We start from the raw sequence: 21692 nt of genomic DNA, 5'->3' as shown, positions 1-21692 counted from the left end.
GGGGGCAGCGAACGAAGTGAGCGTGGGGTTTTCATGTCATTCCTCGTCGAATACGGCGGCAAGTCTAGTTGCCCTGGAACACGGGCGTCTGCTTCGCCGCGAAAGCCTCGTAGGCGCGGCGGAAGTCGTTCGTGAGCATGCAGAGGGCCTGGGCCTGGGCCTCGGCCTCGATGGCCTGCTCCAGCGTCATGGCCCACTCGTGGTGCAGCATGGTCTTGGTGATGCCGTTGGCGAAGGTCGGCCCGGCCACCAGGTCCCGGGCCATGGCCTGGGCGTCGGCCAGCAGGGCGTCGGGCTCCACCAGACGGTTGAACCAGCCCCAGCGTTCTCCCTCGTCGCCTTTCATCGCGCGGCCGGTGTAGAGCAGCTCACTGGCGCGGCCCTGGCCGATGAGGCGCGGCAGGATGGCGCAGGCGCCCATGTCGCAGCCGGCCAGGCCCACGCGGTTGAACAGGAAGGCGGTCTTGCTGCGCGCCGTGCCCAGGCGCAGGTCCGACGCCATCGCGACGATGGCGCCGGCCCCGGCGCACACGCCGTCCACCGCGGCCACGATGGGCTGCGGGCAGCCGCGCATGGCCTTGACCAGGTCGCCGGTCATGCGCGTGAACATCAGCAGTTCCGGCGCCGGCAGCTGCAGCAGCGGGCCGATGATCTCGTGCACGTCGCCGCCGCTGCAGAAGTTGCCGCCGGCCCCGGTGACCACCACCGCGTGCACGTCGTCGGCGTGTTTCAGGGCGCCGAAAAGGTCGCGCAGTTCGGCGTAGCTGGCGAAGGTGAGTGGGTTCTTGCGCTCGGGGCGGTTGAGCGTGATGGTGGCCACGCCGGCGTCGCATTGCCAGCTGAAGTGTGTGGCGGCGTAGCCGGCCAGCGGGCGGCGGTTGCCCTGCTGCAGGGCGGCGAGGTGGGTGTCATGGTCGCTCATGGGGTCTCCGTCGGCATCGTCACGCGCAGCCGGCCAAGCAGGCCGTGCAGCGTGCTGCGCTCGGTGGTATTCAGGCCGCCGAGCAGTTCGATCACCCAGCCTTCGTGCACCGCGGCCATACCTTCGAAGGCGGCCCGGCCGGCGGGCGTCAGGCGTAGCAGGAAGGCGCGCCGGTCTTCCGGCGACTGCTCGCGCTGCACGTAGCCTTCCTGCTCCAGCTGGTCGGTCAGGCCGGTGATGCTGCCGCCGGTGACCATCAGGTGCCGCGAAAGCTCGTTCATGCGCAGGCCTTCGGGGTGGCGATGCAACTGCGCCAGGTAGTCGAAGCGCGGCAGCGTGGTGTCGAACTGCGTGCGCAGACGGCGTCGGATCTCGGTCTCGATCTGTGTGGCGGTGGCCAGCAGGCGCAGCCACAGCTTGAGGCTGGCGTGATCGTTCTCCGCCGCACGGGCCTCGTGGCCGGCGTCACGCTGGCCGTCCAGGCCCTGCACCAGGCGCAATGGCTTGTTCACATGACTTCTCCGCCGCTGACCGAAACGCATTGTCCGTGCACCGCCGCCGCACCGTCGCTGCACAGCCAGGCCACGGCGTCGGCCACTTCCTCGGGGCACACCAGGCGGCCCTGCGGGTTGTGGCGGGTGAACTCGGCCATGGCATCGGCTTCGGTGCGGCCGGTCTTGTCGACGATGCGCTGCACGCTGTCGGCGACGATGTCGGTGTCGGTGAAGCCAGGGCACACCGCGTTGACGGTGATGCCGGTGGCCGCCACCTCCAGCGCTAGCGAGCGCGTGAGGCCGACCACGCCGTGCTTGGCGGCCGCATAGGCGCTGCAGTAGGCATAACCGCGCTGGCCGGCCGTGCTGGCGACGTTGACGATGCGGCCGGCACCGGCGGCACGCATGTCGGCCAATGCCTCGCGCGTGCACAGGAAGGTGCCGGTGAGGTTGACCGCGAGCATGCGCGCCCACAGCGCGTCGTCGGTCCTGTGCAGCGGCGCGGTGGCGGCCTGGCCGGCGTTGTTGACCAGCACCTGAACCGGGCCGAAGCGGGCGCGCGCCGCTGCAAAGACCGCGGCCACCTGCGCCGGGTCGCTCACGTCGCCGGCGACGGCCAGGGTGTCGGTCGGCAGGGTCGCCGCAAAGGCCTGCAGCGCCGCGCCGTCGCGGCCGGTCAGCGTCAGCCGCATCCCTTCGGTAGCCAGGCGGCGCGCGATGGCCGCGCCGATGCCACGCCCGCCCCCGGTGATCAGCGCGTGCCGCGTCATGTGCTGGCCGCCTTGGCGCGCTGGAACAGCGCTTCCATCTGCGACTTGCCGCTGAGGTAGGGCTTGGGCCAGTCGATGGCGGTGTAGCCGATCTTGGCCGCCTCGGTCAGCGTCCAGGCCGGGTTGGCCAGGTGCGGGCGGGCCACGGCGCAAAGGTCGGCGCGGCCGCTGGCGATGATGCTGTTGACGTGGTCTGCCTCGCTGATGGCGCCCACCGCCATGGTCGGGATGCCGGCCTCCTGGCGGATGCGGTCGGCGAACGGTGTCTGGTACATGCGGCCGTAGGTCGGCCTCTGTTCGGCGCTCACCTGGCCGGAGCTGCAGTCGATCAGGTCCGCCCCGGCGGCCTTGAAGGCGCGGGCGATCTCCACCGCGTCGGCTGGCGTGATGCCGCCCTCGACCCAGTCGTGCGCGGAGATGCGCACCGAGATCGGTAGTTGATCGGGCCAGGCGGCGCGCACGGCGGCGAAGACCTCCAGCGGGAAGCGCAGCCGTTTGGCCAGCGTGCCGCCGTAGTCGTCGTCGCGGCGGTTGGTCAGCGGCGAGATGAAGCTGGACAGCAGGTAGCCGTGCGCGCAGTGCAGCTCCAGCCAGTCGAAACCGGCCTCGGCGGCGCGGCGCGTGGCGGCCACGAAATCGTCGCGCACGCGGTCCATGTCGGCACGGGTCATGGCCCTCGGCACCTGGCCATCGTGCAGGTAGGGCAGGGCGGACGCCGCCAGCAGGGGCCAGTTGTCCGCGGGCAAGGGCCGGTCGGCACCGGTGTGGTCCCACGGTGCGTTGGTGGAGCCTTTGGGTCCGGCATGCCCGATCTGGATCGCGATCTTCGCGTCCGTCTCGCGGTGCACGTAGTCGACGATGCGCGTCCAGGCGTCACGCTGTGCGTCGTTCCACAGGCCGGGGCAGCCGGGGGTGATGCGGGCGTCGGGGCTGGTGCAGGTCATCTCGGCCACCACCATCGCCGCGCCACCCATGGCGCGGGCGCCCAGGTGCACCAGGTGGTACTCGCCGGGCAGGCCATCGCTGCAGCGGTACTGCGCCATCGGCGAAACCACCACGCGGTTCTTCAGCGTGATGCCGCGCAGGTGCCAGGGCGTGAACATCGGCGGCACGGCCAGCTGGCCGTCGAGCCCGGCGCGCTGCGCCAGCCAGCGTTCGTAGCCCTCCAGCCAGCCGGCGTCGCGCAGGCGCAGGTTCTCGTGGCTGATGCGTTGGCTGCGCGTGAGCAGGCTGTACATGAACTGCTCGGGCTCCAGCGTGTCGCAGTAGCGCTGGCCACAGACCTCGAACCACTCCATCGCGTTCCAGGCCGCGTTCTGCAGGCGCAGCACGTCGATGCGGCGGTGGGCCTGGTACTCGGCCAGCAGCGCGGGCATGTTCGCCGCCGCATCCGGCGTCTCCTTGAACAGCCGCGTGAGCTCGATCGCGTCCTCGATGGCCAGCTTGGTGCCCGAGCCGATGGCGAAGTGCGCGGTGTGCACCGCGTCGCCCATCAGCACCACGTGGCTGCGGCCGTTGTGCAGCGACCATTGTTCGCAGGTCACGCGCTGGAAGTTCAGCCACGCGCTGCCGCGCAGGTGGCGCGCGTTGCTCAGCAGCTTCTCGCCCTGCAGGTTGGCGGCGAAGAGGTTCTCGCAGAAGGCGATGGAATCGTCGACGCCCGCCTTGTCCAGCCCGTGGGCCAGCCACACGTGCTCAGGACACTCGACGATGAAGGTGGCCGTCTCTTCGTCGAACTTGTAGACATGGGCCTGGAACCAGCCGTGCTCCGTCTTCTCGAACAGGAAGGTGAAGGCGTCGTACTGCTTCTTCGTGCCCAGCCAGATGTAGCGGTTGGGGCGGGTGACGATGTCGGGCCGGAACACCGCGGCTTGCTTCGTGCGGATGCGCGAATTGATGCCGTCGCTGGCCACGATGAGGTCGGCGTCGGGGTAGTCGGCATCGCTGTCGGCCTCGGTCTCGAAGACCAGCTTCACGCCCAGAACCTCGCAGCGCGCCTGCAGGATGTTGAGCAGCTTCTTGCGCCCGATGCCCACGAAGCCATGGCCGCCGCTGCGGATGGTGCGGCCCTTGAAGTGCAGCTCGATGTCGTCCCAGTGGTTGAAGGCCTGCTCGATCTCGGCGGCGGTGGGCGCGTCCCACAGGCGCATGTTGTCCATCGTCGCGTCGGAGAACACCACGCCCCAGCCGAAGGTGTCGTAGGGCCGGTTGCGCTCGACGACGGTGATGTCGTGCGACGGGTCGAGCTGCTTCATCAGCAGTGCAAAGTACAGGCCGGCGGGGCCGCCGCCGATGCAGACGATGTTCATCCGGGTCTCCCGAGGTCGGGTAGATACTTTAGATCTAAAGTGTTTTGGAGACAAGCGCTGCAACGATCCCGCGGGCAGGTGGACGCGGGCTCGTTCACTGGCGCCAGAATGTGGCCACGACTGCCCGAGGCCCGACCTTGTCCACCGCGCCGACCTTGAGCCCGGCGGCATTGCCGTCCGACGACGATGCCGCCATCGCCGCGCTGCGGCAGCTGCAGACCTTGCCGCATGCGCAGGCCCAGCCGGTGCTGCGGCACCTGGTCGTGCAGGCGCGCGATGCCGGTCGCGCCCGGGTGCAGGGGCATGCGCTGTGCCTGCTGGCGCGAAGTCTCGGCCTGGCCGACGACGTGCCGGCGGCCGAGGCCGCGGCGTCGGAGGCGCTGGCGGTGTTCGAAGCGCTGGGCGACGCGGGCGGGCAGGCCACGGCGCGCAATGCGGTGGCCATGCTGCGCTTCGCGCAGGGCGACCATGCCGCCGCGCTGGACCAGCTGACCCAGGCGCTGGCACTCGCACGGCCCCAGGGCGATGCGGGTGTGCTGTGCGGCCTGCTCAACGGCCTGGGCACGGCATTGAACGCGGTGGGCGACCCGCAGGGTGCAGCGCTGGCCTACGAGGAGTGCATGGCGCTGCTGCCGCCGGACCCTTCCGACCTGCGCCACATCGGCGTGCGCCACAACCTGGCGATGGCGCTGGCCTGCTGGGCCGAGCGCGACCGTGACGCCGGCGTGCCGTCGTCAGCCTGGATGCCGCGTGCCGAGCAGGCCGTGCAACTGGCCGAGTCCAGCATGGCCGACGGGCTGGCCGCCGGGCACGGCGAGGTGCTGTCGGGGCAGGATTCGCTGGCGCTGGCGCTGCTGATGGCCGGCCAGCCGGCACGTGCGCTCGAGGTGCTGGAGCGGCCCGAGGTCAAGGCAGCCGAGCGGGTGAGCACGCTCGACGCACTGCACCTGTCACGCACACGGGCCCGTGCACTGACCGAACTCGGGCGCCTGACGGAGGCCGTGGCGGTGTGCGAAGCGGCGCTGCGGCAGGCGCGTGCCATGGGCACGGAACTGCACACCGACGCGATCCTGCTGACCCTGTCGCTCGCGCACGAGGCCGCAGGCGACCATCGGCAGGCGCTCGCGGCACATCGGCAGTTCCACGCGGCGCGCGAGCGTCTGGTGTTCGAGCGTGCGCAGCGCAGTGCACGCACCATGGCCGCGCAGGTGGATCTGGTGCGCGCACAGCGCGAGTCCCGGCTCGACCCGCTGACCGGCATCGCCAACCGGCGCGGCTTCGTGGAGCGTGCGCTGGCGCGGCTGTCGCGTGCACGCGCGGACGTGGCCGTGTCGCTGCTCTTGATCGACATCGACCACTTCAAGCAGGTCAACGACACGCAGGGCCACGCGGCAGGCGACCAGTTGCTGTGTGCGCTGGCCGACGTGCTGCGCGCGAGCTGTCGTGGCACCGAGCCGCCGGCGCGGCTGGGTGGCGACGAGTTCGTCGTGCTGGTGGAAGGCGGCCCGCGCGAGGCGCATGCGCTGGCGCAGCGTGTGCGCGATGCGCTCGGCCGGCTTCGCGCGCAGGCGACGGTCGATGACGCGGCCGTGCCTGCCTGCACGGTGAGCATCGGCCTGGCCACTGTCGTCGGCCCGTGCGCACTCGATGCGCTGATGTCGCGCGCCGACAGCGCGCTCTATGCGGTCAAGCACGGTGGCCGCGATGGCGTGGCCGAGGCGGCGGTGTCCTGATTCGCGCAGCTTCGTCGCATCGGTTGACCACGGCGTGGCATGAAAGCCGCGTTTCGAGCGCGAAAAGCGCGATTTCTGCGGCCCTCGGTGCTTCAAAACGGCGCAGAAGTGCCTAGAATTCGCATGCTCGCTGAAACGAGCGAACTCCATCTAAAAGGACAGACACTCATGGCAACTGCGAAGAAGGCGGCTGCGCCCGCCAAGAAGGCCGCGAAGGCGGCTCCCGCGAAGAAGGCGGCTCCGGCGAAGAAGGCCGCCGCCCCGAAGGCCGCCAAGGCTGCAGCCCCCAAGGCCGCACCGAAGGCGATCAAGACGGTGTTCAACAAGACCAGCCTGGCCGCCCACCTGGCCGAACTGGCCGCCGTCGAGGTCAAGCACGTCAAGTCGGTGCTGGCCTCTCTGGAGAGCACCATCGCCGCCTCGCTGAGCAAGAAGGGCCTGGGTTCGTTCACGATGCCTGGCCTGTTCAAGGTCAGCGTGAACCACGTGCCGGCCAAGAAGGCGCGCAAGGGCATCGACCCGTTCACCAAGCAAGAGCGCATGTTCGCCGCCAAGCCGGCCAGCGTGAAGGTTAAGGTCCGCCCGATGAAGAAGCTCAAGGACGCTGCGTCGAGCTGATCGACCGGCATCCCTGCCAACGGCCGCCTCCGGGCGGCCGTTTTTCTTGGGAGGTCGACTGCGGCTCCCGCGGTCACGGGCGCTCGGTCGTATGGGCAGGTGTGGAACGGTCGGCAGGGGCTCCTTGACTTCCGTCGCACTCACGGCCTCGCAGAGCTCGGCCGCTTCGGCAGGCAGAAAACAGTCCGCAGGGACTGTTCAACTTCCACCGCACCCACGGCCTCGCAGAGCTCGGCCGCTTCGCCAGACGTAGAACAGTCCGCAGGGACTGTTCTACGTCCTGGCTCAGCCATTGCTGCCGGCGCGGACCTCTTCGATGGTGGTCACGCCATCGAGCACCTTCTCGATGCCGTCCTGCCGCAGCGTGCGTAGGCCCTCGGCCATCGCCGAGTTCAGGATCTCCTCGGCGCGGGCGCCGGTCTGGATCTGCCGCTTGATGGTGCGCGTCACCGTCAGCAGTTCGTGCAGCGCGGCGCGGCCCTTGAAGCCGGTGTGGTCGCAGGCGCTGCAGCCCGGCGCATGGTGGAAGTGCAGCCGGCCGTCCTGCGCATGGCGCGCGGTCCAGTCGGCCAGCAGGTCGGCCTTGGCCGGCCGGTGGTCGGCATCGGGCCACACATGCAGCCAGTCCTCGGCCAGTTCGTCCACCTCGGCCTCGGTGGCCGGGCGCGACTGCAGGCACTTGGGGCACAGCCGCCGCACCAGGCGCTGCGCCAGCACACCCAGCAGCGAGTCGGCGAAGTTGAACGGGTCCATGCCCATGTCGAGCAGCCGGGTCACGGTCTCGGCCGCGCTGTTGGTGTGCAGCGTGGACAGCACCAGGTGGCCCGTGAGCGACGCCTCGATGGCGGTCTGCGCAGTCTCCTGGTCGCGGATTTCGCCGACCATGATCACGTCCGGGTCGGCACGCAGGAAGGCGCGCAGCGCCTTGGCGAAGGTCCAGTCGATGCGCGGGTTCACCTGCACCTGGCGCAGGCCGCTCTGCGTGATCTCCACCGGATCCTCGGCCGTCCAGATCTTGCGGTCGGGGGTGTTGATGAACGACAGCGCCGAGTGCAGCGTGGTGGTCTTGCCCGAGCCGGTGGGTCCGACGCACAGCACCATGCCGTAGGGGCGTTTCATCACCGACTTCAGGCCGTCGAGATTGGCGGCGCTGAAACCCAGCTGCTCCAGCGGCTGCGGCCTGGCGGAACTGAGCAGGCGCAGCACCGCGTCCTCGAGGTTGTTCTGCGTCGGGATCGTGGCCAGGCGCAGTTCGAGCTTCGAGCCGGTGGAGAACTTGCTGAACGCGATCTTGCCGTCCTGGGGTTTGCGGCGCTCGGAGATGTCGAGGTCGCACATGATCTTCAGGCGCGCGATCACAGCCGAGCGGTAGGTGTACGGCAGTTCGAGGTAGGCCTTGAGGTGACCGTCCTTGCGGAAGCGGACGCGCACCTTCTCCCGGTTGCCCGGGCATTCGATGTGGATGTCGGACACCGACTGCGTCTGTGCGTCCAGGATCATCTTGTTGATCAGCCGCACCAGCGAGTTGTCGCTCTGCGCGATCTGCGCTTCCTCGGTCTCCGGCGGTGCGTCCAGACTGTCCTGTTGCTCCAGCGTGGCCAGGAGTTCGCGGGCATCCAGCGCGTCCGGCCTGGTGGCGGACGGCGCGGTGACGCTTTGCAGTTCTTCGGCCTGGATCCAGGCGTTGAGGTCAGGTCGCTCGTAGGCGCGCTCGATCGCCGGCGACACCTCCTGTGGGTCTGCCAGCACCGGCACGACCTTCATCTGCGTGACGAACTCGATCTCGTCCAGCGCGTCACGGCGACCGGGGTTGTCCAGGGCCACCACCAGCCGGCCACCGCGCAGCATCAGCGGCACGACGCTGCGGCGCATCGCCACCTGGTAAGGCAGGCGGTCCACGGCGTCGCGGTCGAACGGGAACGCCTTCAGGTCCACCATCGGGTAGCCCATCTTGCGCGCAAGGGCGGTCTGCAGCTCCTGCGGCGTGACGACGCCGTTGCGCACCAGCAGTTCGCCCAGCGGGACGCCGCGCTCGTCGTGCTGCTGGCGAAGGGCGTCATCGAGCTCCGCCTCGGTGACGTAACCCATGGCCATCAGCGCGTCGCCGATGCGCACCATCGGCATGCTGCACTGCTGTTCCAGAGCCTCGGCAAGCTGGTCGACTGTGACCGCCTTGCGCATCACCAGCAAGTCGCCAAGGCGGCGGCTGCGCATGGTGCTCTGCTCTTCCAGGGCGTCGTCCAGTGCGCCCGGCGTGGTGACCTCGAACTCGAGCAGGACTTCGCCGATCTTCGGGCCGATGTCGGCCGCCGTGTAGGCGCTGCGCGGGACGAAGATCCGACGCACGCTGCCGATCGCATCGAGCGGCTCGAACAGGTACAGACCCCAGGCCTCCTCGACGCTGCCCACCGTCGTGCCGCTGACCTCGTCGCCGTCGGTGAACCGAATGCGGTAGGGTAGGTGCGGGCGCTCGTTCAGCGGATGTCCGTCCTCGACGCACGGCGTGCCCGGCAGCGGCGACAGCGGCTTGGCCAGGATCAGTCGCCGGAACTGGCTCAGCCGCATCTTCAGCGGCTGGCGCATGTTGGATGCCTGCAGCTGAAGGTCGTCCTTCTCCGGGTGGAAGGCCACCAGCTGGCCGGGCATGGTCTTGCCGTTAAGGCCCTCGACGACGCACGCGTCGGTCACCATCGGGCGCATCGGCTGCGGATAGCAGGCCAGCGGCGGCGTGGGCCAGAGATAGGGCGCGTCCGGAAGCGACACCGTCACCGGCGAATCGTCCACGGGGACGAGGTTCAACGGCGGGTTCGACAGGTCGGACATGGCGGCAGGCTCCACGCGGCGCAGACGGCGCGCCCAGGTCCTGCCCATGGTAGGCGTGCGCCTGTCTGGCGATCGGTCGAACAGCGGGCCGATGCGGCCCCTGTTGTGCTCAGCTGCGCATCTGCGCCGGCAGCCAGGTCACGATCTCCGGCACCCAGTACACCAGGGCGCAGCCCAGCACCATCAGCGCGAAGAACGGGAAGGTCACGCGCGCGATCCAGGCGATGTCGCGCCCGGTCATGCCCTGCAGCACGAAGAGGTTGAAGCCCACTGGCGGTGTGATCTGCGCCATCTCCACCACGATGACGATGAAGATGCCGAACCAGATCAGGTCGATGCCGGCGGCCTGCACCGTGGGCAGGATCACGCCCATGGTCAGCACCACCATCGAGATGCCGTCGAGAAAGCAGCCCAGCAGGATGTAGAAGCCTGCCAGCGCCAGCAGCAGCTGCCACGGCGCCAGGCCCAGGCCGCCGATCCACTCCGCCAGGTGGCGCGGCAGGCCGATGTAGCCCATGGCCAGCGTCAGGAAGGCGGCGCCGGCCAGGATCAGCGCGATCATGCAGTACAGGCGCACGCCGCCGAGCAGAGATTCTCGGAAGGTGGCCCAGGTCAGCGAACCCTGCGTGGCGGAGATCAGCAGCGCGCCCACCACGCCCAGCGCCGCGGCCTCGGTGGCGGTGGCGATGCCGCCGTAGATGCTGCCCAGCACCGCCGCGATCAGCAGCAGCACCGGGATCAGGTGGCGCGACTCCTTGAGCTTGCCCGCCAGCGTCAGCCCGCCGTCGGCCGGCGGGATGCGGCCCGGGTTCAGCAGCGACCACAGTCCCAGGTAGCCGGAGAACAGCGCCCCCAGCATCAGCCCCGGCAGCACGCCGGCGACGAACAGCTGTGCGATCGACACCTCGGCAGTGACGCCGTAGACGATCATGATGATCGACGGCGGGATCAGCAGGCCCAGCGTGCCGGCACCGGCCAGCGAGCCGACGACGATGGCATCCGGATAGCCGCGGCGCTTGAGCTCCGGCAGGCTCATCTTGCCGATGGTGGCCACGGTGGCGGCACTCGAGCCCGACACCGCGGCGAAGATGGTGCAGCCCACCACGTTGGTGTGCAGCAGCCGGCCCGGCAGCGCCTGCATCCACGGCGCCAGGCCGCGGAACATGTCGTTGGACAGCCGGGTGCGGAACAGGATCTCGCCCATCCACACGAACAGCGGCAGCGCGGTCAGCGTCCAGCTGCTGGCGCTGCCCCAGATGGTGACCGCCATCGCGTCGCCCGCGGGCCGGCTGCTGAACAGCTGCATGCCGATCCAGGCCACGCCCGACAGCGTCAGCCCGATCCACACCCCGCTGCCGAGGATCAGGAACAGGCTGGCGACCAGCAGCGCGGTGATGGCGAGGTCACTCATTGCGCAGCGCCTCGTCGGGGGTGGCGTGCGAGCGCCGGCCCTGGACCTCGAGCACCAGCTCGTCCACGAAGGCCACCAGCAGGATGATGCTGCCGGCTGCCATGCTCAGCTGCGGGATCCACAGCGGCGTGGCGTCGTTGCTGGTGGAGATGTCGTGGAACAGGTGCGACTGCCAGGACAGCCGCACCGCGTAGAACGCCGCCAGCGCCGCCAGCAGCGTGCCGGCGGCCAGCGCCCACAGTTCCAGCGCGCGCCGCGCCCGGCCCTTCAGCCGCAGCAGGATCAGCGTGACGCGGATGTGCTCGCCGCGCTTGAAGGTGTGCGCCAGCGCCAGGAAGCCGCAGGCCGCCATCAGGTAGCCGGCGTAGGCGTCGGTGCCGGGCACGTGGAAGCCCAGCTGCCGGCTGGCGATGGACAGCAGCACCATCGCCAGCAGGCCGATCATCGCCAGCGCCGCCAGCCAGGCGGCACCGTCGTACAGGGCGTCGAGCGCGCGGCGCAGCACGTCAGCGGCTTGCTGCGCTCACTTGCGGAAGGCGTCGACCAGCGCCTGGCCCTCGGGGCCGGCCTTGTCCAGCCACTCCTTGAGCATGGTCTCGCCCACCTTCTGCAGGTCGGCCTTGAGCTGCGGCGACGGCGGCAGGATCTGCATGCCGCCGGCGCGCAGCTTGTCCAGGCTCTCGGTGTTGACCTTCTTGCTGGCCTCCAGGCCGCGCGACTCGGCCGTGGCGGCGGCCTTCATCACGGCGTCCTGCGTCGCCTTGTCCAGCGCGTCGAAGGCGCGCTTGTTGACGATGACCGCGTTCTTCGGAAGCCAGGCCTGGGTGTCGTACCAGAACTTCAGGTGCTCGTAGGTCTTGGTGTCGGCGCCGGTGGAGCCGCTGGACATGTAGCTCTCCACCACGCCGGTGGCCATGGCCTGGCTGAGTTCGGCAGCCTGCACCGTCACCGGCTGCGCGCCCACCAGCTCGGCGATGCGCGCGGTGGCCGGGCTGTAGGCGCGCCACTTCAGGCCCTTGAGGTCGGCGGCCGCGTTGACGGCGCGCTTGCTGTAGATGCCCTGCGGCGGCCACGGCACGGCGTACAGCAGCATCATGCCCTGCTCGCCGAGCTTCTTCTGCAGCATCGGCTTCTGCGCGGCGTAGAGCTTCATCGCGCTGTCGTAGCTGTCGGCCAGGAAGGGCAGGCCGTCGGCGGAGAAGATCGGCCACTCGTTGCCGAAGTTCACCAGCAGGATCTCGCCGATCTGCGCCTGGCCGCCCTGCACCGCGCGCTTGATCTCCGGCGCCTTGAACAGCGACGCGTTGGCGTGCACCGTGATCTCCAGCTTGCCGCCGCTGGCAGCCTTCACCTCGTCGGCGAACGCCTGCAGGTTGACGCTGTGGAAGTTGGTGGCCGGGTAGGCGGCGGGCAGGTCCCACTTGGTCTGGGCCAGGGCGGGGCCGGCGGCCACCAGGGCACCGAGGGCGGCGGAGACGAGAACGTGGCTGGCTTTCATGGACACTCCGGGTCTGGAAAACGGTGCCGGAGCATAGGGCGTGCCAGACGTCCGTCTGCCCGGGACTTTCACCGAAGCCCCACCATGGCCCATCTCGGCGTGCTGATGCTGCAGACCCGCTTCCCCCGTCTGCCGGGCGACATCGGCTATGCCGGCAGCTTCACCATGCCGGTGCGCCACCGCGTGGTGCAGGGCGCGACGCCGGTGCGTGTGGTGCAACAGGGCGACCCGGCGCTGATCGCCCCCTTCATCGAGGCCGGCCGCGCGATGGTGGCCGACGGCGCGCGCGCCCTGACCACCAGCTGCGGCTTCCTGGCCCGCTGGCAGGCCGAGCTGCAGGCGGCGCTGCCGGTGCCGGTGTGGACGTCGGCCCTGCTGTGGCTGCCGGAACTCGCCGAGCGCCGGCCAGGTGTGGTGACGGTGGACGGCAGCGCGCTGGATGCGGCCGTGCTGCGCGCCGCCGGGGCCGGCCCCGACACGCCGGTGCAGGGCATACGGCCGGACAGCGCCTTCGCGCGCACGCTGCTGGAGGACCGGCCCACGCTGGACCCGGTGGACGCCGAGCAGCAGGTGGTCGATGCTGCACGGGCGCTGATCACGACCCACCCGGCCATCGGCGCCATCGTGCTGGAGTGCACCAACATGCCGCCCTACAGCGACGCCGTGGCGCGCGCCTGCGGGCGGCCGGTGCACGACGTGATGACGCTGCTGCACGCGCGCTGGGCCGCGCTGCCATGACACCCACGACAGCACGAACCCCATGAACCTGCGTTTCGTCGAAGCCTTCTACTGGGTGGTCACGCTGCGCAGTGTCACGCGCGCGGCGGAGAAGCTGCACCTCACGCAGTCGGCCATGTCCAGCCGCATCGCGGCGCTGGAGCAGGAACTCGGCACGCTGCTGCTCGACCGCGGCGACCGCCAGTTCCGCCTCACCGTGGCCGGCCAGCGCTTCATGGGCCATGCGGAGAAGCTGCTGGCCATGCAGAAGGAGATCCGCGCCGAGCTGGGCGCCTCGGCCGCACAGCCCGTGCTGCTGCGCGTCGGGGCGTTCGAGTCGGCCCTGCACTCGTGGCTGATGGACTGGGTGCGCCAGCTGCACGCCGCGCAGCCTGAGATGGCGCTGGAGCTGACGGTGGAAACCTCGCCGGTGCTGGTGGACCAGCTCGCGCGCGGCACGCTGGACCTGGCCATCGCGGCACTGCCCGCGGCCGGCACCGGCGTGCGTGCCATCGCACTGCCGTCGATGCCGATGCTGTTCGTCGGCCACGCCCAGCAGCACCGCCGCCGGCAGTGGACGCTGGCCGACCTGGCCGGCCACGAGCTGCTGACCTTCCAGCGCGGCTCGCAGCCGCACGTGGCGCTGCTGGACCTGCTGCACCGCGCCGGCATCGAGCCACGGCGCGTGCACACCGTGTCGTCGATCAGCGCGCTGGCGCGGCTGGTGGAGGACGGCCTGGGCATCGCCACCCTGCCGTCGGCCGTCGTCGAGCGCCTGCGCGGCCGTGGCCCGCTCAAGGCGCTGGCCTGCGACAGCACGCTGCCGCCGCTGCCGGTGCACCTGAGCTGGCGCATGGACCCCAGTTCCGCCGCCCAGCGGCCGGTGGTCGACAGCCTGCTGCGCCATCTTGGGGTTGACCCCAATCATCGAAAATATCGATGACCTGAGCGAGAAAACTTCTGTTTGTCGGCGCGCGTTCTTCGGCGCAGCATGCGCCCATGCCGAACCACCCGACCCCCTCGACCTTCGACGCGGACGCCGCCCGGCGCGGTTCGGAAGCCCGCGGCCGTTTCCGCGCCGGCGCGCCGGCGGCGCACACCAGCGGCCTGGCCGACGACCTGGTGCAGGCCAACCTGGTGGTGCTGCCGCGCGACTGGGCCGCCGATTTCCTGCTGTTCTGCCAGCGCAACCCGCGCCCCTGCCCGGTGCTGGCGGTCAGCGACGCCGGCAGCCCGGCCCTGCCGACGCTGGCGGGCGACCTGGACCTGCGCACCGACCTGCCGCGCTACCGCGTCTGGCGCGACGGCGAATTGGTGGAGGAGTGCGCCGACGTGCGCGCGCTCTGGCGCGACGACCTGGTGAGCTTCGCCATCGGCTGTTCGTTCAGCTTCGAGTGGGCGATGCGTGCCGAAGGCATCCCCATCCGGCACGTGGACCTGGGCCGCAACGTGCCCATGTACCGCACCAACGTCGCCACCCAGGAGGCCGGGCCGTTCGGCGGGCCGATGGTGATGTCGATGCGGCCGATGACGGCGGCCCACGCCATCCGCGCGGTGCAGATCACCTCGCGCTTTCCGGCGGTGCACGGTGCGCCGGTGCACCTGGGCGACCCGGCCCAGGTGGGCATTGCCGACCTGTCGGCACCCGACTACGGCGACGCGGTGCCGGTGGAAGCCGGCGAGATCCCCGTGTTCTGGGCCTGTGGCGTCACGCCTCAGGCTGCGCTCAAGCGCGCCCGGCCGCCGCTGTGCATCACGCATGCACCGGGCGCCATGCTGATCACCGACCTGCTGAACCACCAGCTGGCCAGCCACTGACCCACAACCCAGTTCACCCAGAAGGAGCCCTGACATGAAATCGCTCGCCTTCGGCCTGACGGCCCTTGCCCTCGCTGCTTCCGCCAGTGCCCAGACGAAATGGGACCTGGCCAGTGGCTACGGCGCCAACACCTTCCAGACCAAGAACCTGGAGCAGTTCGCTGCCGACGTGAAGGCGGCCACCGGCGGCAAGCTGATGATCACGGTGCACCCGGGCGCGTCGCTGTTCAAGCAGCCGGAGATCAAGCGCGCCATCCAGACCGGCCTGGTGCCGGCGGGCGAGTTCATCATCTCCGGCCTGGCCAACGAGAACCCGCTGTTCGGCGCCGATTCCATCCCCTTCCTGGCCACCAGCTATGCGGACGCGAAGAAGCTCTACGACGCCGCCAAGCCGGTGCAGGCCGGTGTGCTGGGCAAGCAGGGCGTGAAGATGCTGTTCTCGGTGCCCTGGCCTGGCCAGTCGCTGTACTCGGTCAAGCCGATCAACAGTGCCGACGATTTCAAGGGCACCAAGATGCGCGCCTACAACCCGGCCACGACCAAGATCGCCACGATGCTGGGCGCGTCGCCGGTGACGATCCAGCTCCCCGAGCTGGGCCAGGCGCTGGCCACCGGCGCGGCCAACAACTTCCTCACCAGCAGCGCCAGCGGCGCCGACGGCAAGCTCTACGAGCAGGTGAAGTACTTCTACCCCGTCAACGGCTGGCTGCCGCGCAACGTCACCGCCGTCAGCCAGAAGGCCTTCGACGCGCTGGACAAGGCCACGCAGGACGCGGTGCTGAAGGCCGCGGCCGATGCCGAGGCGCGCGGCTGGAAGATGAGCGAGCAGGTGGACGCCGATTCCATCGCCGTGCTCAAGGCCAACGGGGTGACCATCGCGCCGCCCAGCGACAGCGTGAAGGCGGCGCTGAAGAAGATCGGCGACACGATGACCGAAGAATGGCTGGCCGCCGCCGGTGCCGAAGGCAAGGCCATCATCGACGCCTACCGCAAGAACTGACGCCAGCCCCGACGCGGCAGGCGCTGAACGCCTGCCGGCCACGGGCACCCGCACACACCGGAGGACAGGCGATGCTGCACCGCTTCATGCTCGGGTTCTACCGGTTGCTGCTGGCCCTGGCCGGCGTGGCCATGGTGGGCGCCTTCACCGCCATCGGCCTGAACATCCTGGCCCGGCTGTTCGGCTGGAACATCCCGGGCCTGGACGGCTACGCCGGCTATGCCATCGCCGCAGCGCTGTTCCTGGCCCTGCCGGCCACGCTGCAGCACAACGAGCACATCCGCGCCACGCTGCTGCTGGACCATGTGAAGCTCGGCCTGCGCGGTGTGATGGAGCTGCTGTCGCTGGCGCTGGGCGTGGGCCTGTCGGCCTACCTGGCGTGGTTCTCGGTGCGGCTGGTGTGGGTGTCGTACACGCTGCACGACGTGGCGCCCACCGGTGACGCCACGCCCATGTGGATCCCGCAGCTGAGCATGGCGCTCGGGGCGGTGGGCTTTGCGCTGGCCTTTGCCCAGGCGCTGTGGTCACGCCTGTCGGGCCAGGCCTTCTTCGCCGAGCCCTCGGCCGAAGCCACCCACGTCGACTGAGGAGCGCGCCATGGACATCCTGCTGGCCACCGGCCTGATCGTGCTGCTCTTCGTGGCCCTGGCCTCGGGGCTGTGGATCGGCATGTCGCTGATCGGCGTGGCGCTGGTGGCGATGGCGCTTTCCACGCCGCGCCCGGTGGGCGACAGCATGGTGCTCACCATCTGGGGGCACACGTCCAGCTGGACGCTGACCGCGCTGCCGCTGTTCCTGTGGATGGGCGAGATCCTGGTGCGCACGCGGCTCAGCGAGGACATGTTCCGCGGCCTGGCGCCCTGGCTCAACCGGCTGCCGGGCCGGCTGCTGCACGTCAACGTCATCGGCAGCACCATCTTCGCGGCGGTGTCGGGTTCGTCGGCCGCCACCTGCGCCACCGTGGGCCGCATCGCGCTGCCGGAACTGCGCCAGCGCGGCTACCCGGAATCGCTGGCCGTGGGCTCGCTGGCCGGCGCGGCCACGCTGGGCCTGCTGATCCCGCCGTCGATCATCATGATCGTCTATGGCGTGGCGGCCGACGTGTCCATCGCCAAGCTCTTCATCGCCGGCATCGTGCCCGGGCTGGTGCTGGCGGCGCTGTTCATGGGCTACATCGTCGTCTGGTCGCTGCTGAACCCGAAGAAGATCCCGGCGCCCGATCCGGCCACCACGCTGCGCGCCAAGCTGTACGCGTCGCGCCACCTGATCCCGGTGGTGCTGCTCATCGGCGGCGTGCTGGGCTCCATCTACACCGGCGTGGCCACCGCCACCGAGGCGGCGGCCATCGGCGTGCTGGGGTCGCTGGTGCTGGCCGCCGTGGAGGGAAGCCTGAGCTGGAAGACCTTCACCGCCGGCCTGGGCGCCGCCTGCCGCGTGTACTGCATGATCGGCTTCATCCTGGCCGGTGCCGCCTTCCTGACGCTGGCCATGGGCTTCGTAGGACTGCCGCGCCACCTGGCAGAGGCCATCGGCGCGATGAACCTGTCGCCGCTGGCCCTGGTGCTGGCGCTGGCGGTGCTGTACCTGGTGCTCGGCTGCTTCCTGGACGGCATCTCGATGGTGGTGCTGACCATCGGCGTGCTGCTGCCCACGGTGCAGGCCGCCGGTTTTGACCTGATCTGGTTCGGCGTCTTCACCGTGCTGCTGGTGGAACTGGCGCAGATCACGCCGCCGGTGGGGCTGAACCTGTTCGTGCTGCAGGGGCTGACCAAGCACGACCTCACCTACGTGGCGCGCACCGCCACGCCGATGTTTCTGCTGATGCTGGTGGCGGCGCTGTTGTCCTACTACTTCCAGGACGTGATCCTCTGGCTGCCCAGCCACATGTAGGGTGCGGCCGATCAGCGCCTGATACTCCCGCCATGTCGCCCGAGCTGCACCAGGCGTCGACGCTCCCGCGGCCCCGGCTGCTGGATGCCGGGGATGCCGCCTTCACCATCGAGTTCGGCAGCAGCATCGACCCGGCGCTGGCCGCCGCGGTGGGTGCGCTGGACGCTGCCATTGCGCGCGCGCAGGTGCAAGGCCACCTGCCGGGGCTGGTGGAGACCATGCCCACGTTCCGGTCGCTGACGGTGTTTTTCGACCCGCTGGTGACCGGCCGCACCGCGCTGATCAGCGCGCTGCAGCCGTTGCTGGACGCGCCCGCGCCGGTGCCGTCGGAAGACGGTCGCGTCGCGCGCCACTGGCAGCTGCCCGTCTGCTACGAGCCCGACATGGCGCCCGACCTGGCCGAGACAGCGCAGGCCCTGGGCGTGACGCCCGACACCCTGGTGGCGCAGCACTGCGCCACGGTCTGGCGCGTGTACATGCTGGGCTTCCTGCCCGGCTTCCCGTTCATGGGCGACCTGCCCGCCGGCCTGCACAGCCCGCGCCGCACGCAGCCGCGCGTGCGCGTGCCGGCGGGCAGCGTGTCCATCGCCGGTGGCCTGACCGCCATCTACCCCTGGGAAAGCCCCGGCGGCTGGCACCTGATCGGCCGCTGCCCCGTGCGCCTGTTCGACCCCGCGTGGCCGGTGCCGGCGCTGCTGGCCGCTGGCGACCGGGTGCACATCCAGCCGATCGACGTGGCCGAGTTCCAGCGCATCGCCGCCGCCGTGCGCGCCGGTGAACTGGCGCCCGGGCACTGGCGGATGCGCGATGACGGCTGAGGTCACGCTGGAAGTGGTCTCGCCCGGCGCCTACGCGTCGGTGCAGGACGCCGGCCGCCGTGGCTACCGGCGCTACGGCGTGCCCGTGGCCGGCGTGCTGGACGCGCGCGGGATGCGCCTGGCCAACGCCCTGGCCGGCAACGAACCCGGCACGCCCGTCATCGAGGCGCTGGACGGTGGCCTGCACCTGGCCGCGCGCGGTGGCCCCGTGCGCGTGGCCGTGGCCGGCCCCGCGGAGCTGGAACACGCCGTGGCCGGCGAACGCCGCGTGCTGGACGCCTGGCGATCGCTGACCCTGGCCGACGGCGACAGCCTGCGCGTGCGCCGCCTGCTGCACGGCCGGCTGGTGGTGGTGGCGGTGGAAGGGCTGGCCGTGCCGCCGGTGCTGGGCAGTGCCAGCACCTACCCGCGCGCCGCCCTGGGCGGGCTGGACGGCCGCGCGCTGGCGCCCGGCGCGCGGCTGCCCGTGCCCGCGGCCACTGCGCGCCGCGAGCTCACGCTGCCCAAGCCGCTGCGCGCCGACACCCGCCCCATCCGCGTGGTGCCCGGCCCGCAGGCCGACCACTTTGCGCCCGAAACGCGTGCCGCGTTCGCCGAGGCCGGCTACCAGGTCACTGCCGAGGCCGACCGCATGGGCGTGCGCCTGCAGGGCCCGGTGCTGGCGCACCAGGGCGCACCCGAGATCGTGTCCGACGCCATCGTGCCCGGCGCCATCCAGGTGCCTGGCAACGGCCAGCCCATCGTGCTGTTGGCCGACGCGCAGACCGCCGGCGGCTACCCCAAGATCGGCACCGTCATCGGCGCCGACCTGGCGCGCGTGGCCGGCGCGCGGCCGGGCGAGACACTGCGCTTCGCGTGGGTGACGGCCGAGCAGGGCGAGCAGTTGGCCCGCGCTGCCGAAGCCCAGACGCAGGCGCTGCTGGCCACGCTGCACCCGCTGCTGCCCGGCGGCGTGGACGAAGCCGCGCTGTATGGTGGCAACCTGGTGTCCGGCGTCGTGCACGCGCTGTCCACCGAGTACCGGCCCGCATAGAAGGCGAACCGAGGAGCGCACCCGCATGAAGATCAACCTCAACGCCGACCTGGGCGAATCCTTCGGCGCCTGGACCATGGGCGAGGACGCCGCGCTGCTGCAGGTGGTGGGCGCGGCCAACATCGCCTGCGGCTTCCACGCCGGTGATCCGCTGGTGATGCGGCGCACCGTTCGCACGGCCCTCGACGCCGGCGTGGGCCTGGGTGCGCACCCCAGCTACCCCGATCTGCAGGGTTTCGGCCGCCGGCCGATGCAGATGGCGCCGGCCGAGCTGGAGGCGGCGCTGATCTACCAGATCGGCGCGCTGGCCGGCCTGGCCGCGGCCGAGGGCGGGCGCCTGGTGCACGTGAAGCCGCACGGCGCGCTGAACAACCAGGCCTGCGAAGACGCCGCCCTGGCCGACACCGTGGCGCGCGCCGTGCGCGCGTTCGACCGCGAGCTGATCCTGCTGGCGCCGGCATTGTCCGAACTTCAGGCCGCCGGCGAACGCGCCGGCCTGCGCGTGGCGGCCGAGGTCTTTGCCGACCGCGCCTACACCGACGCCGCCACCCTGGTGCCGCGCAGCCAGCCCGGCGCGGTGCTGCACGACGACGACGCCGTGCTGGCCCATGTGATGCGCATGCTGGACGCTGGCGGCATCGTGTCGGTCAGCGGCAAGGTGATGAAGACTGCCATGCACAGCATCTGCGTGCATGGCGATACGCCGGGGGCGGTGGCGAATGCGCGGGCGTTGCGGGCGGCGCTGACCTCGTCAGGATGGCGCCTGACGGACCTTCGTGCGACTGTGATCTGCTGACTGCTGGCGCCTCCGGGGATGGTCCCACTCGCTGCGGACGTGTACGGCGGCGCGCCGGCAGCCGTCGGATGGACGGCAGTCACCTCGTCGACTCGGCAGCGACCTCGGTGCACGGGCCGTGGCAGCCCATGAACGCCCTTGGCTTCGTGCCAGTAGGATTGGCCAGCCAGCGTTGATCTGCGCCGTGCGGCTGGCCGGTTGTCGCACTGCACGCACTTTTCTACGACCCTCGAGAACAGCGCGCCCATGTCCGACTACCGAATGCTGTGCTCGTTGGAGGTTATCCACGAGTTCTACGCGTCGCCCTCGCGGACAGGTCTGCAGTTCGTCCCCTCGCCCGACGCCTCGGCCTGGCTGAGACGCACGGGCAGCTTCTTCCGCGCGTCAGGCGGACGCCTGGATCTGTTCGCGCCGCCCGGTGTCCTGGACGACGCCTCGTCTGTGGCGTTGACCTTTTCGGTCCAAGCGGCAGACCCGCTCTTCGTCAACGTCACGCCCGCATTGACCGGCGACGGCGGCTTGGCCCGGTTCGACAGCGGAGAAGCTGAACTCGACACCGGTACCGGCAGGTGGCTTCTCGGCACCGCAGCCACCGGGATCACCGCGATGACCGGTGGCGAGCACCAGCCGGTGGCCGCGCTGCCGGCGTTCGAGGTCGTGCTGCGATTGACAGGCCATGAAGACGAGTCGCGACGCAACTTCGCGTTGCGGCTGCACAGCCGCGTCACCTTCTGGAAGTACGTTCTGGTCGGCGGCTGGGCGGTTCAACAACCGATGGTCGTCGACCTCGACCAGATGACCGAATTCGGCATTGCGGAGGAGGTACTCTCGGCCGATCGCACGCCAGCGCTAGCCATCTGCTCGCTGTCACCGTTGCCGCTGCAGGAGCACAGCAATCGCCGCTTCCAGCTCCGCAATGCTGCCGGAGCTGTCCTGGTGCAGCGGCTGCCCACCGCCAGCGCGAGTTCGCTGGTGCGCGAATCGATTGCCGGACGTCCGGCCCTCGTGTCGGAGATCTTTGTCCACAGATAGCCTCCGGGCG

20 protein-coding genes are annotated in these 21692 nt (G+C 70.4%); 12 read left to right on the top strand and 8 right to left on the bottom strand.

Translation table 11 applies throughout. From position 1 onward, the window contains the following. Nucleotides 1-64: 64 nt before the first annotated feature. Genes ENE75_RS19220 through ENE75_RS19205 form a run of 4 tightly spaced genes read right to left on the bottom strand, consistent with a single transcriptional unit; the run spans nt 65 to nt 4495 of the window. Complete coding sequence (locus tag ENE75_RS19220; RefSeq protein ID WP_128199942.1) at nt 65-922, bottom strand: enoyl-CoA hydratase family protein; 858 nt, start codon at nt 920-922, stop codon at nt 65-67. Then, entirely contained in the window at nt 919-1434 is a 516-nt protein-coding gene (locus ENE75_RS19215; protein WP_233259169.1) for a MarR family winged helix-turn-helix transcriptional regulator, read from the bottom strand. The genes ENE75_RS19220 and ENE75_RS19215 overlap by 4 nt, the downstream gene beginning before the upstream one ends. Beyond that, nucleotides 1431-2186, bottom strand: a complete 756-nt coding sequence (locus tag ENE75_RS19210) for an SDR family NAD(P)-dependent oxidoreductase (protein WP_128199940.1) — start codon at nt 2184-2186, stop codon at nt 1431-1433. The genes ENE75_RS19215 and ENE75_RS19210 overlap by 4 nt, the downstream gene beginning before the upstream one ends. Next, entirely contained in the window at nt 2183-4495 is a 2313-nt protein-coding gene (locus ENE75_RS19205; protein ID WP_128199939.1) for a bifunctional salicylyl-CoA 5-hydroxylase/oxidoreductase, read from the bottom strand. The genes ENE75_RS19210 and ENE75_RS19205 overlap by 4 nt, the downstream gene beginning before the upstream one ends. Before the next feature lie 137 nt (nt 4496-4632). On the opposite strand from ENE75_RS19205, the gene ENE75_RS19200 reads away from it, so the two are divergent. Together ENE75_RS19200 and ENE75_RS19195 are read left to right on the top strand one after the other, a co-directional pair. Beyond that, on the top strand, nt 4633-6228 hold the full coding sequence (locus ENE75_RS19200; protein WP_128199938.1) for a tetratricopeptide repeat-containing diguanylate cyclase: 1596 nt from the start codon (nt 4633-4635) through the stop codon (nt 6226-6228). Nucleotides 6229-6396: 168 nt separating this feature from the next. Continuing rightward, complete coding sequence (locus ENE75_RS19195) at nt 6397-6846, top strand: HU family DNA-binding protein (RefSeq protein WP_128199937.1); 450 nt, start codon at nt 6397-6399, stop codon at nt 6844-6846. Between the two features lie 285 nt (nt 6847-7131). Here the strand turns inward: ENE75_RS19195 and ENE75_RS19190 are convergent, their stop codons facing one another. From ENE75_RS19190 to ENE75_RS19175, 4 genes are all read right to left on the bottom strand, one after another. After that, the gene (locus ENE75_RS19190; RefSeq protein ID WP_199232360.1) at nt 7132-9669 is read right to left on the bottom strand and encodes a GspE/PulE family protein; all 2538 of its coding nucleotides are present in this window, start codon (nt 9667-9669) and stop codon (nt 7132-7134) included. 109 nt (nt 9670-9778) lie between these two features. Beyond that, nucleotides 9779-11080 carry a TRAP transporter large permease gene (locus ENE75_RS19185; protein WP_128199936.1) on the bottom strand — a complete coding sequence of 434 codons (1302 nt, stop codon included), beginning with the start codon at nt 11078-11080 and terminating at the stop codon, nt 9779-9781. After that, a complete protein-coding gene (locus ENE75_RS19180) occupies nt 11073-11582 on the bottom strand; it encodes a TRAP transporter small permease (RefSeq protein WP_128200013.1) in 510 nt (169 codons plus the stop codon). Before ENE75_RS19180 ends, ENE75_RS19185 begins: the two co-directional genes overlap by 8 nt. A gap of 21 nt (nt 11583-11603) precedes the next feature. Further along, entirely contained in the window at nt 11604-12578 is a 975-nt protein-coding gene (locus ENE75_RS19175) for a TRAP transporter substrate-binding protein (protein ID WP_128199935.1), read from the bottom strand. 84 nt (nt 12579-12662) lie between these two features. Between ENE75_RS19175 and ENE75_RS19170 the strand changes: the two genes are divergently transcribed. The 10 genes from ENE75_RS19170 to ENE75_RS19125 all read left to right on the top strand — a co-directional run bounded on the left by ENE75_RS19170 (nt 12663) and on the right by ENE75_RS19125 (nt 21682). After that, nucleotides 12663-13316 (top strand): aspartate/glutamate racemase family protein, encoded by a 654-nt coding sequence (locus tag ENE75_RS19170; protein ID WP_128199934.1) that lies wholly within the window; start codon nt 12663-12665, stop codon nt 13314-13316. A gap of 22 nt (nt 13317-13338) precedes the next feature. Beyond that, complete coding sequence (locus tag ENE75_RS19165; RefSeq protein ID WP_128199933.1) at nt 13339-14238, top strand: LysR family transcriptional regulator; 900 nt, start codon at nt 13339-13341, stop codon at nt 14236-14238. Between the two features lie 56 nt (nt 14239-14294). Next, nucleotides 14295-15113 (top strand): putative hydro-lyase, encoded by an 819-nt coding sequence (locus tag ENE75_RS19160; RefSeq protein WP_128199932.1) that lies wholly within the window; start codon nt 14295-14297, stop codon nt 15111-15113. 34 nt (nt 15114-15147) lie between these two features. Then, a complete protein-coding gene (locus tag ENE75_RS19155) occupies nt 15148-16113 on the top strand; it encodes a TRAP transporter substrate-binding protein (RefSeq protein WP_128199931.1) in 966 nt (321 codons plus the stop codon). A gap of 71 nt (nt 16114-16184) precedes the next feature. Then, a complete protein-coding gene (locus ENE75_RS19150; RefSeq protein WP_158289016.1) occupies nt 16185-16700 on the top strand; it encodes a TRAP transporter small permease in 516 nt (171 codons plus the stop codon). 10 nt (nt 16701-16710) lie between these two features. Next, complete coding sequence (locus ENE75_RS19145) at nt 16711-18003, top strand: TRAP transporter large permease (protein ID WP_128199929.1); 1293 nt, start codon at nt 16711-16713, stop codon at nt 18001-18003. Nucleotides 18004-18035: 32 nt separating this feature from the next. After that, a complete protein-coding gene (gene pxpB / locus ENE75_RS19140; protein ID WP_128199928.1) occupies nt 18036-18821 on the top strand; it encodes a 5-oxoprolinase subunit PxpB in 786 nt (261 codons plus the stop codon). Continuing rightward, the gene (locus ENE75_RS19135; protein ID WP_128199927.1) at nt 18811-19854 is read left to right on the top strand and encodes a 5-oxoprolinase subunit C family protein; all 1044 of its coding nucleotides are present in this window, start codon (nt 18811-18813) and stop codon (nt 19852-19854) included. The genes pxpB and ENE75_RS19135 overlap by 11 nt, the downstream gene beginning before the upstream one ends. A 25-nt stretch (nt 19855-19879) precedes the next feature. Further along, a complete protein-coding gene (locus ENE75_RS19130; protein ID WP_128199926.1) occupies nt 19880-20650 on the top strand; it encodes a LamB/YcsF family protein in 771 nt (256 codons plus the stop codon). A 246-nt stretch (nt 20651-20896) separates the two neighbouring features. Beyond that, entirely contained in the window at nt 20897-21682 is a 786-nt protein-coding gene (locus ENE75_RS19125; protein WP_128199925.1) for a hypothetical protein, read from the top strand. Nucleotides 21683-21692: the final 10 nt, after the last annotated feature.

It is taken from the genome of Rubrivivax albus (assembly GCF_004016515.1).
GTDB lineage: Bacteria > Pseudomonadota > Gammaproteobacteria > Burkholderiales > Burkholderiaceae_C > Rubrivivax > Rubrivivax albus.
The sequence above is the reverse complement of the archived record's forward strand: the minus strand, read 5'-3'. Positions and strand labels throughout refer to the sequence as shown.